Here is an 11,240-nt window from a genome sequence, read left to right as displayed (position 1 = left end):
GGCGTCCTCACTTGATCCCGGAGTGGGCCATGGTGTCCATGACCTTGCTCTGCATGATGATGAAGATGACGAGGTTCGGGATGAACATGATGAGCGACGCCGCGGCGGCCATTCCCTGGCCGGCGACGGCGTTGGTGTTGGTCGTGAGCGTCCCCATGTAGAAGGCGAACGTCTTCAGGGTGTCGCGGTTGATGTACGTCGCGGACGTGTCCGCCGAGTTCCAGACCGACTGGAAGGAGAGGATCATGATCGTCGCGATCGCCGGCTTGACGAGCGGGACGACGATCTTCCGGTAGATCTGCCAGTCGTTCGCGCCGTCGACGCGGGCGGCGTCGATCAGCTCGTTCGGGATCTGGTCGATGAACTGCTTGACGAGGAAGAGGCCGACCGGGACCGCGAGGTAGGGCAGGACGTGGATCGCGAAGTTGTCGATCAGGCCGAGCTTCTCGACGACGAGGTAGCGCGGGATCGTGACGGCGACGCCGACGAACATGAGCGCGATCGTGTTGATCTCGTTGATCGCGCGCTTGCCCTTGAAGTGGAGCTTCGAGAGCGCGTAGCCGGCCATCGTCGCGATCATTACGCTCGCCACGATCACGAGGGCGGTGACGACGATCGAGTTGAAGAGGTAGCGCGACATCGGGATCCCGGAGGTGCCGGTGACGGCGAAGAGGTTGGCGAAGTTCGCGAGCGTCGGCCGCGTCACGAAGAAGCGCGGCGGATAGGCGAAGAGCTCGTCGAACGGCTTGAAGGCGTGGTTGACGATGAAGAGGAGCGGAAGGACCATGAACGCCGCGATCGGCAGAAGCACGGCGAGGTAGCGCAGCTGGGCGGGGTGGAAGCGCTTCGGGTTGATCTTGGTCGCCTGGAACCGGGAGCTCATTCGTCCTTGCTCCCGAAGAGGCGGAACGCGAACCGCGAAACCGCGTAGATGAAGAGAAGCAGGATGACCGAAAGCGCCGCCGCATAGCCCATTTCGTATTTGTTGAAGCCGAAGTACTCGATGTGGTTCACGATCAGCTGGCCGGCGTACTGCGGCGTCGGGTTGGACCCCGAGAGCGCCACACCGATGCCGGAGGAGCCGAAGGTGCCGACGATCGCCATGACCGCGCCGAAGAGCATCTGCGGCTTGATCGTGGGGATCGTGATGTAGATCATTTCCTGGAACTTGTTTTTGATGCCGTCGATGTAGCCGGCCTCGTAGAGGTCCTGGTTGACGTTCAGGATGCCGGCGAGCATCGCCAGGAAGCCGACGCCCATCGAACTCCACAGGGTCACGCCGATCATGATCGGCATGAGCGTGTCGGCCGAGGTGAGCCAGGCGATCGGTTCGTTGATCGCGCCGAGGTTCATCAGGAACATGTTCAGGTATCCCGTTTCGTCGCCGGCGAAGATCACCTTCCAGAGGACCGTCATCGTGACGCCGGCGGTGAGCGACGGCGAGTAGATGACGAGCGCGAGGACGGTGCGGACCTTCGGCGTGAGCTGCGCGAGCATCCACGCGATCAGGAAGGACAGGATGTATCCGCCGGGACCGACGACGACGGCGTAGCGGAGCGTGTTCGGAACCACGTACTGCATGAACTCGACGTCGTTCGTGAGGATGTTGATGTAGTTCTCGAAGCCGACCCACTCGGGAAAGCGGACGGTGTCGAAGTAGGTGAACGAAAGCAGGATCGCGGCGAACACGGGCACGACGATGAAGATCGTGAACATGAGCGCATACGGGAGCACGAACAGATAGGCGACGGGGTGGGAGTCGCGAACCTTCCGGCGCGAAAAGAGGAGACCGCGTTCCGCGAGCGGGGAACGGGTCGGGACGGCTTGGGCGTTCGTCATGCGTCTCCGCCTCCCCCGCGCCACGCGTCGATCAGCGACCGCGTGGCCTTCACGTACGGCTTCAGGACGTTGCCCGCCTTGTCCATGTATCCGAATTCGGCCATCTTCTTCCGGATCTCCTTGTCGGCGCGGATGACCGCGTCGTTCAGTTCGACGCGCAGGTTGGCGCGCTCGAGGACGACGCTGTTCCAGAGGTTGGAGATTTCGAGTTCGACCTGGTACGATCCCGGGACCTTGGGCAGTTCGCGGAGCCAGTCCCACTGCGCGGCGATCACCGCGACGTCTGCGTCGGCGTAGCCGGCGGCCATGAAGGCCTCCTGGTTCGCCGCGTTCCAGAGGTACGAGCGCCCGAGGGTCGACAGCAGCAGGCTCTCGAACTCGACCTGGGTCGCGGTCGAGGCCCACCACTTCAGAAACGCCCAGCTCTCGTCGGGGGATTCCGTGTTCTTGAAGACGATGTTCGCCGTCGCCGCCCCGGGGGCGCTCCGGTCGACGTCGCCGCCGTTCTTCTCGACGCCGGGAAGGAGCGCGATCCGCCAGAGCCCCTGGATGTCGGGAGCGGCGTTCAGGAGCGTCACGTACATCCCGAAGTCGCCGACGCCGATCGGGCAGGTGCCCAGCCGGAAGTCGTTGTAGAACGACGAGACGGTGACGTCCATCGAATAGATCGTGTAGAGTTCGGTCATCATCGTGAGCGCCCCGATCGACGCGGAATCGTCGATCGCGCTGCCGAAGGCATCGGCGTCATAGACGCTCGATCCGTACTGGAAGAGGAACGGCAGGGTCGCGTCGAACGCCTTGAGCGAGGTCGCGCCCGAGAGCGGGATGTAGAAGTCGAGGCCGTAGCGCTTGAGCACCGGCAGGATCTCGGTGACGTCCTCCCAGGTGTCCGGGATGCCGACGCCGATCGATTCGAGGATGTCGGCGCGGTAGAAGAGCACGTAGAAGTTCTCGGTGTCGGGAAGACCGTAGAGGCCTTCGTCATACACCATCGGGATCAGCGCTTCGGGATGGTAGAGGGAAAGCGTCTCGGCGAATCCGGGATCATCCGAAAACGCCGAAAGGTCGTAGACCGCGCCGCGGATGCCCATGTCGTAGGGCATCCAGGAGGCGATTCCGAGGGCGACGTCGGGATTGCGCCCGGCGGAGTTGGCGAGGATCAGCTTCGATTCGGAGGACATCACGGACACCTTGACGGGGATGCCGGTCGCGGTCGTGAACCGCTCGTCGGCGAGTTTCTGGATGAGGTCGACGTACTGTTTCGACCGGTTCACCCAGACCTCGAGTTCGCCTTCGGCGGGCAGGTCGGAATAGCGGTCCTCGAAGAACGAGAGGAAGAAGCGGCGCACCGCGAGCCAGGCCTTCTGGAGGAATCCGGCCTCCGCGGCGGGGACTTCGGCCGCGCCGTGGACGTAGATCCGGTCGAGATCGAGCGGGTTGTCGACGAGCATCGCGACGACCTGGCCGAGGATCGAGGCGATCGAGGAGGACGAGGCCGAGAGCATCGTGATGTTCTTCGGGATCTCGTCCGGCTTGTCGGCGAGCACGTTCAGGTTGCGCACGCAGATGGCCAGCGAAGATTCGATCTCGGACCGGCGCGTCGAACCGTTCATCGCGTCGACGCGTCCGATTTCCGCGGACAGCGCCGCGGCCATCGCCCGCAGGTCGGACTCGACCGAGGGCATGTAGTCGACGATCGACCAGTCGCGGTCCTCGTCGACCTGGTTGCCGGTCAGCTTGCGGACGTCGAGGGAGAGCTGGTTGACTTCGCGGAGGATCGTCTGGATGGTCGCGTAGGTCGCGCGGTACATGGAGAGGTCGACCGACAGGGAGATCTCGTTACGTCCCGCGTCCAGACGGAAGAGGTAGGCATTTCCGGTCGCGTCCGACGGGGTGACGTTCGTCCAACCGCGGCTGTACGGGAAGGGGATCGCGACGGCCTCGGCGAACGGGATCGCGCCGTTAATGCGGATCGTCCGGAAGGCGGCGGCGTTGGCGTAGGTCGCCTGCCGCGCCTTGAACGTCAGGCGGTAGAATCCCGCCGTGGGGACGTCGACGGCGTAGGTCACCGTCTCGCGTTCCGAGTTCCAGCTGGTGCCGGAGAGGATGTTCAGCTTCAGGATCGAGACTTCGAACGGGGTGACGCCCGGGTCGCGGGAAACCCCCGCCTGGATCGACGAGGAGTTCTTCGCCTCGGGGGTCTCGGCCTCGACGAGGATCACGTCCGTGGTCGCGGCGAGGGCCGCGCCGGCGGCGTACTGCGCGTAGGGAATCGGATCGGCGAGACCGGTCACGGTCACGTCGCCGAGCAGGAACTCCCCCTTCAGAAGCCGGAACGTCACCACGTTCGTCCCGGCTTCCAGAAAGAAGGAGAGCGGTTCGGTATAGAAGCCCATCGGGTCCTGGAACGCCTGTCGCGTCCATTCGGCGATGACGGATTGCGATGCGTAGAAATCGTTGCCGTAGCGGTCGACCGCGAACGTCTGACCGCCGTCCCAGATCTTGTAGAGGATGATCTGACCCGCTTCCGAGAACGGCTGCACGCCGTTCACGGACACGGCCAGCTCGTAGTCGAGGTGGTCGTCGTCGAGCGGGAAGAAGTCGAGCGCGAAGCGGTAGAGTCCGTCGCTCGGAACGGCGACGTCGAACGCGACCTCTCCGTCCTCCCCCCAGGTCGCCGCAGGACCGTGGTAGCCGTGTGCGTCGGCGGCCGCGACGGCGCCCTCAAGGAGGTCCGGGGCGATCGTGACCGCGAATCCGGAGTTGTCGGCGTAGACGTCCGCCTCCCGTTCCTCGAGCGCTTCGAGATAGCTGCCCGCCAAGTCCGTCGCCGGCATCCCCGCGCCCCCTTCGGACGCCGAAACGACGCCGGTCCGGGAACCGGCGCCGAGGGCGCAGAAGAGGATCAGTAGGAACATCGACAGGCATTTCTTGGTCACGGCGCACCCCGAAGGTGGGACTTAGTTTGGGTTCCTTATCCGACGATTCCGAGTTGTTCGAAGACGGCCTCGCGGGCATTCGTCAGGGCGTCGTTGGCCTTCTGGTTCCAGACGGTCTTGACGTCGGCGTAGTTGAGCGAACCGTTCATGACGCCGCTGAAGACGTCGCCGAGCGTCGTCGTGGCGTTGTACACGCCGGTCCAGCGGGCCTTGATGTATCCGGGAACGTACTTGTTCGGTTCGATGATGTAGTCGCTGTATTCGACGACCTTGCGGAACTCGTCGAAGGTGTCGTAGATTCCGAAAAAGGCGTCGAGCATCTCCTCGTCGGGCTGAAGCGGCGTCATGTTCAGGGGATGGAAGTTGGTGGCGGGATCGTCATCGTTCTGCGCGATTTCCACCTGTTCATTGGAAATCTCGATGCGCTTCAGATATCCGTCCTTGCCGAAACTCATCCACTTCGCGAGCAGGTACGCCTCCTCGGGATGGTCGGTCTGCGAAGAGAGGCACATCAGGTCGAGCACGACCGGAATCTTGTGGGAGTCTTCGGTGCCCGGGGTACCGATGAAGTCGACGTCGAAGCCGAGGTCGATCATCGAGCCGATGATCGGGGTGTACTCCCAGTAGGCGAGCAGTTTCGAGGTCTCCCAGGTGCCGGTGGTCCCGAAGGCGGCCATCTTCTCGTCGGCGGTCAGGGCGTCGTAGACGTAGTTCTTGTTCGCCATCAGCGCTTCGTACATGTCGAGGGTGTCCTCGAACTCCGGTCCGTCGAGGTGCAGAAGCGAACCGTCGTAGGTGTACCACCCGAGATCGCCGTTCAGCTGCGCCGGGAACCATTCGGGCAGACGGTCGATCCCGCAGATGCCGGCGATGCCGTTGCCGGTCGTGACGTTCTGGCTGGCGACGTCGGCGACCTTCGCGGCGAACTCGTCCCAGGTGTCCGTAAAGAGCGGCTGGTCGCCGTTCTGATCCTCGAACAGGGTCTTGTTGATGAAGTAGCCGAAGTAGTAGACGGCATAGGGGACCGCCATCACGTGGCCGCCGAAGTTGGCGGCGTTGCGGAGGTCTTCGGAGATGTTCAGGTATTCGGGGTCGTCGGCGACGAGGTCGGCGACGTCGAGCGACCAGTTGTTCATGATGGTCGTCTCGACCGAGTCGGTGAAGTAGACGTCGGGCAGGGTCCCGAGGGTCGCGTTCGCACCGAGGAACTCGTTCCAGTTCTGGTCGATCTCGCCGGTTCCGGTCTGATCCGGAACCTTCGGGCGCTCAAGGATGTCGACGGTGATCCACGGATACTCGACCTCGAAGGCGTCGAGCATGAGCCGCTCGAGGTTTGGATTCGGTGATATGGCGGCACCGAGGTTCCACGCGGCATACGAGAGCGTGACCGGCTCGTGGTACTCCGTGGTCGTCGCCGCCGTGGTCGCGTTCGTGGTCGTGGCCGGCTGCGTCGTCGGGAGGGTGGTGGCCGTCTCGCAGGCGACGACGGCGGCGGACAACAGGATGACGAGGGCGAGGCTGAGGATGCGTTTCATCTGCTTCATTCTCCTTTACGCGTGCCAAACGGCCGCTGTGTCACTTGAAGACGACGCGGACCTGATGGGTCCGGCCGTCGCGGAAATCGGGGAGCAGGATCCCGTCCGCGGGAGCGCCGTCGACGACGATCGACGGTTTCAGGCCGCGGACGAACTGGAACTCGTAGACGGCCCCGCGGAAGATCCGGCGGTAGCGGTACTCGTTCCATTCGGAAGGCGCGTGCGGTTCGACGGCGAGGCCTTCGTAGGTCGCCTTGACGCCGAGGATGTCGCGCACGGCGACGCGATGGAGCCATTGCGCGGAGCCCGTGTACCAGGTCCAGCCGCCGCGTCCGTAGTTGGGCGAGATCGGTCCGTCGGAGTTCCCGCAGGTGACGTAGGGTTCGGCGACGTAGCGGTCGGGATCGACGGTGCGGTTCGGCGGACAGATTCCGCGGAAGGCGCGGTAGGCCAGGTCGTTGCGACCCGCCTTGGCGAAGGCCGTGACCGCCCAGGTGGCGGCGTGGGTGTAGACGCCGCCGTTCTCGCGGAGTCCGGGGGCGTACCGGGTGACGTAGCCGACGTCGGTGCGCGGCCGGGTGAAGGCGGGATAGTTGAGGACGGTGCCATAGTCGCGGAGCAGGAGCTTCTCCATCGACCGGACGACGGTCTTGAGGCGATCGGCCGGGATCAGCTCGCCGATGATCGCCCACGCGTTCGGCATCAGGAAGATCTTGCCCTCGTCGTTGTCCTTCGAACCGAGGACGAGACCGGCGTCGGTGGTCGCCATCCGGTACCATTCTCCGTCCCATGCGAACTCGTTGAAGGTGCGCCGGATCGTCTCGGCCTTCGCGAGCATCTCGGCGGCGAAGGCGTCATCCCCCCGCATCGTCGACAGACGGGAGAAACGCTTCAGGATGATGTAGAGGAAGCACGACATCCAGAAGGATTCCCCCTTCATCTCGGGACCGACGGCGGAAAGGCCGTCGTTCCAGTCGTGCGATCCCATGAGCGGGACCTCGCGGGCGGAGAAGCGGGTGAGCGACTTCTGGATCGCGCGCTTGGCGTGCTCGTAGATCGTCGCCTCGCCGCCGTCGAGGAAGGGGGCCTTCTCGTCGAGGAAGGGGAAGTCGAGCGTCTCCTCGAGGTACGAATCGAGGATGAAGGGCAGCCAGAGGAGGTCGTCGGAACAGTTCCCGCGCGGGCCCCATCCCTGGAAGGTGACGAACCAGTGGTAGACGTCGCCGGCCTGGAACTGTTTCGCGGCGTGCATCCGGAGCTGCTTCTTGGCGAGTTCGGGCGTCGCCTCGAGGAAGATCTGGCAGTCCTGGAGCTGGTCTCGGAAGCCGTAGCCGCCGGACGTCTGGTAATAGCCGGTCTTGGCCCACAGGCGTCCGGAGATCGCCTGGTACTTGGCGAAGGTGTTGGTCATGATGTCGAAGGCGGGGTCGGGGGTCTTCGCCTCGTCGCCGCCCAGCAGTCCGGCCCAGAAGGCCTCGAGTTCGGAAAAAGCGGTTCGCGCCCCCTCGACGCTCGTGTATCTGCGGATCAGCGGATCCGGATCCTCGAAGACGGACTCGATCCCCGGGATTTCGTTTTTCCCGAGGGTCGTGCAGCCGATCGTGTAGACGATCGTCTTCGTCTCGCCCGGCTGGAGGGCGAGGTCGTTTCGCAGCGAGGCGACGGGATCGCCGAAGCGGCCCTGGTTCTTCGCGAGCCGTTCTTCCCGCATCGCCTTGGGCGAATCCTCGCGGCCGTACATCCCGAGGAACGATTCCTTGTCCGTATCGAACGACGAGACCGGTTCGGAGACCGCGTGGAAGCCGGTGTAGTCCCAGTCGACGTTGTTGTGGAGGCCCTTCTTGTCCCCGAAGCCCCACATGTACTTCTTCAGCTTGATCGCGTTCAGCGACGGATCGAAGGCGGTGTCCATGAAGAGCTTGTGGAATTCGCGATGGGCGTCGGGATGGATCGCCGCCTCCCACTCGAAGTAGCTCGTCAGATCCAGGCGCTTCGGACGGGACGACCGGTTCGTGACGGCGATCTCGACGATCTCGAGCGGCTGGTTCGGGACGACGAACAAGCGCATCGTCGAATGGACCTCCTCGACCTGGTATTCGAAGACCGAGTAGCCGACGCCGTGACGCACCGAGAACGTCTCGTAAGGCGTCTGCGTCGGCATCCACGAAAGCGACCAGAAGCGGCCGCTGTCGCGGTCGCGAAGGTAGAAGTACTTGCCGTAGTTGTCCTTGATCAGGTCCTGGTAGAGCCGGGTCAGGCGGTTCTGCTCGGCGTTTCCCCGCCAGGAGAAGCCGCCGCCCGTCTGCGAGACGACGAAGCCGTAGTCGCCGTTGGAGACGACGTTGACCCAGGGTCTCGGCGTCCTGGGGTTGACGATGACGTATTCTTTCCCGTCGGCGGTGAAGTGGCCGTATTTATTCGCGAGCAATGTCCTTGCCTCCTCGTTTATCGAAACGTTTCGATAACATTTCGATTAAATTATAACATATCGATTGGAGATTTACAAGCGCTTTCAACGCTTTTCAAACGAAAAAAACACCGGCTTTTTAAAAGCCGGTCAGAAGGATTCGCGGAGGATGATGACGCCCTGCTGCTTGTGGACGTCGGCGTCCTTGCCCTGCAGGATCGCGACCGCGGTGGCCGCGATCGCACGTCCCCAGGCGGAATGGTCGATGCGGATCGTCGACAGACCGGGGCGGTAATACGAGGCGAGTTCGATGTCGTCGAAGCCGGAGACGCCGACGTCTTCGGGGACGTGCAGTCCTGCTTCGGACAGGCCGTCCATGATGCCGATCGCCATTTCGTCGTTGGCGCAGACGAACATGTCGGGCAGCGTCGCCTTCGCCTCGAGCAGGGCGGCGATGACCTCGTGGCCGGACGATTTCGTGAAGGTTCCCCAGTATTCGGCGAAGATTCCGGCGCCGGCGGCGCGCATCGCCCGGCGGAAGCCGGCGAAGCGGTCGGTGTCGTCGTAGGTCTCGCGGACGCCGTGGACGTAGGCGATCCGCCGGTAGCCCCGGGCGATCGCCTCGTGCGTCAGGTCGGCCATCGCGCGTTCGTTGTCGATCGTCATGTCGACGATGCCGGGCACGTCGATGCGACGGTCGAGGACGATGATCGGGCGGAAGTTCATCGCGACCTTGGCGAGGGTCTCGTCGGCGATGTGGATGTCGGCGATGATCGCGCCGTCCGCCGAGCGTTCCTTGAGGAGGTTCTCGGAGGAGACGCCGGTGGAGACGATCATCGTGTAGTTCGATTTGGCGAGTTCGTGGTGGATCCCGTCGAGGAGGTTGTGGTAGACCGGTCCGCCGAAGTCGGAGATCGCGACGAGGATCGTCTGCGTCGTCCGCTTCTTCAGGTTGCGCGCGGCGGCGCTCGGAAAATAGCCGATGTCGCCGGCGATCCGGCGGATCACGGCGGCCGTCTTCTCCGGAATGCGGGGGTCGGCGTTGAGGGCGTAGGAGACCGTGGAGATCGACACTCCGGCCGCTTTCGCGACGTCCTTGATCGTGGCCATGGCGCCGTCACCGCTCCGTGAAGCCGAGCTTGGCGATCGCCCGGCGGATCAGCGGATGGTTCATGGTGAGTTTCCAGATCGTGCCGTGGAGGTAGTTGTCGAGCATCAGGACGGTGATGCCCTTGTTGATGCCGATATAGTCCTTCGCGACCCAGGGTCCGTCCTTCGTCAGGGCGATGCCGTCGGTGAAGCCGTACCGTCCGAGGGCGGCGGGATACGTCTTCGCCATGTGCTCGAGGGCGGGGATGACGATTTCGGGAGCGAAGCAGATCGATCCCGCGGGACCCGACGGCGGCACGACGCCTTCGGTATGTCCGTCCGGATGGTCGAGCAGGTCCGTCGGCAGGGCGCCCTGGTTCCGATATCCCTTCGGAGTGAGGCAGGCGGTGATGCCCCACATGTCCTCGCCGAAGATCGGATGGCGGTCGGCGTGGCGGATGCACCATTCGCGGTTGGCGTAGGTCGCGCGGCGGGTGTTTTCAGCCCAGTCGAAGCCGTCGGCGTCGAGGATCCTGGAGAAGTCGATCCAGGCGTGCGAATACTGGTAGACGAAGAGCGCGTTGCCGGGCGAATAGACGTACTCGATGCCGGCGTAGCTGCCGCGCGGCTTGCGGAAGCCGTCGTAAAGGGCCTTGGCGAGCGTCGCCGGAACGGCGTCCGACCCGGCGGCGAGGAAGTATAGCGACAATTGTTCCGCGGTCATTTCCCACTGCCAGATCCAGGGATCGCGGCTGTGCTGGCGGTAGTCCCCGCCCTCCTCGGGGTTGTAGGCCATGCGGAAGGTCGGGTTGCCCTTGTAGTCGAAGACGAACGCGTTCCAGTCGACGCGGTCATAGACGAGGCGGAAGAGGCGACGGATCTCGGCGTCGTCGAAATAGGCGTCGCATGTCAAGGCGCCGTTCAGGAAGATCGCCGTATCGATCGTCGAATACTCGCATTTTCGGCGGGGAAGACCGGTCCGGATCATCGTGAAATGCATGAAGAACCCCTTGAATTCGGGGATCGTCGAGACGAAGGTCGAAAGCGTCCGACGCGCCGCGTCGAGACCCTCGGCGCGGGTGATGTAGCCGTTCTCGACGCCGATCACGATCGCCGAAAGCCCGAAACCGACCGATGCGATCGAGGCGATGTCGGGTTTGCCGGTGTCGTCGACGACGAGTCCGTAACCGGGACTGTCGGGATCGCGATTCGCCTGTTCCCAGAAGAAGTCGAAGGATTGCCTGAGTTCGCGTTCGATCAGATTCATGTGAGGGCCTCCGAAACGTTTCGATGCTTTCATTCTACTCCATTTTCTTCAAGACGGCAACTACCTTGACGAGAATGCGGGCGATTCGCGCGCTCCCCGTTCCGACGACATGCCGTCCGTCCCGACGCGACGGACGACATGCGGATGAGGAGGGGGCGGGACCG

7 protein-coding genes are annotated in these 11,240 nt (G+C 63.7%); all 7 read right to left on the bottom strand.

The annotated features are described in order from the left end of the window. Positions 1-7: 7 nt before the first annotated feature. Positions 8-883, bottom strand: a complete 876-nt coding sequence (locus WC509_05470) for a carbohydrate ABC transporter permease (GenBank protein MFA5006893.1) — start codon at positions 881-883, stop codon at positions 8-10. Then, positions 880-1,839, bottom strand: a complete 960-nt coding sequence (locus WC509_05465; GenBank protein MFA5006892.1) for a sugar ABC transporter permease — start codon at positions 1,837-1,839, stop codon at positions 880-882. Before WC509_05465 ends, WC509_05470 begins: the two co-directional genes overlap by 4 nt. Further along, entirely contained in the window at positions 1,836-4,778 is a 2,943-nt protein-coding gene (locus tag WC509_05460) for an extracellular solute-binding protein (protein MFA5006891.1), read from the bottom strand. The genes WC509_05465 and WC509_05460 overlap by 4 nt, the downstream gene beginning before the upstream one ends. A gap of 35 nt (positions 4,779-4,813) precedes the next feature. Beyond that, a complete protein-coding gene (locus tag WC509_05455) occupies positions 4,814-6,313 on the bottom strand; it encodes a hypothetical protein (GenBank protein MFA5006890.1) in 1,500 nt (499 codons plus the stop codon). Positions 6,314-6,353: 40 nt separating this feature from the next. Next, positions 6,354-8,741: a hypothetical protein gene (locus WC509_05450; GenBank protein ID MFA5006889.1), complete on the bottom strand. Its 2,388-nt coding sequence runs from the start codon at positions 8,739-8,741 to the stop codon at positions 6,354-6,356. A gap of 129 nt (positions 8,742-8,870) precedes the next feature. Beyond that, entirely contained in the window at positions 8,871-9,830 is a 960-nt protein-coding gene (locus WC509_05445) for a LacI family DNA-binding transcriptional regulator (GenBank protein MFA5006888.1), read from the bottom strand. Positions 9,831-9,837: 7 nt separating this feature from the next. Then, a complete protein-coding gene (locus tag WC509_05440) occupies positions 9,838-11,076 on the bottom strand; it encodes a glucoamylase family protein (GenBank protein ID MFA5006887.1) in 1,239 nt (412 codons plus the stop codon). Positions 11,077-11,240: the final 164 nt, after the last annotated feature.

The sequence above is a fragment of the Candidatus Izemoplasmatales bacterium genome (assembly GCA_041649275.1).
Lineage (GTDB): Bacteria > Bacillota_I > Bacilli_A > Izemoplasmatales > Hujiaoplasmataceae > UBA12489.
This window is presented reverse-complemented; position numbering and strand designations above follow the sequence as displayed.

Coding starts and splice junctions, on each gene's coding strand:
- WC509_05440 (MFA5006887.1), bottom strand. CDS start 11,076: ATGAATCTGATCGAACGCGAACTCAGGCAATCCTTCGACTTCTTCTGG.
- WC509_05470 (MFA5006893.1), bottom strand. CDS start 883: ATGAGCTCCCGGTTCCAGGCGACCAAGATCAACCCGAAGCGCTTCCAC.
- WC509_05465 (MFA5006892.1), bottom strand. CDS start 1,839: ATGACGAACGCCCAAGCCGTCCCGACCCGTTCCCCGCTCGCGGAACGC.
- WC509_05455 (MFA5006890.1), bottom strand. CDS start 6,313: ATGAAACGCATCCTCAGCCTCGCCCTCGTCATCCTGTTGTCCGCCGCC.
- WC509_05445 (MFA5006888.1), bottom strand. CDS start 9,830: ATGGCCACGATCAAGGACGTCGCGAAAGCGGCCGGAGTGTCGATCTCC.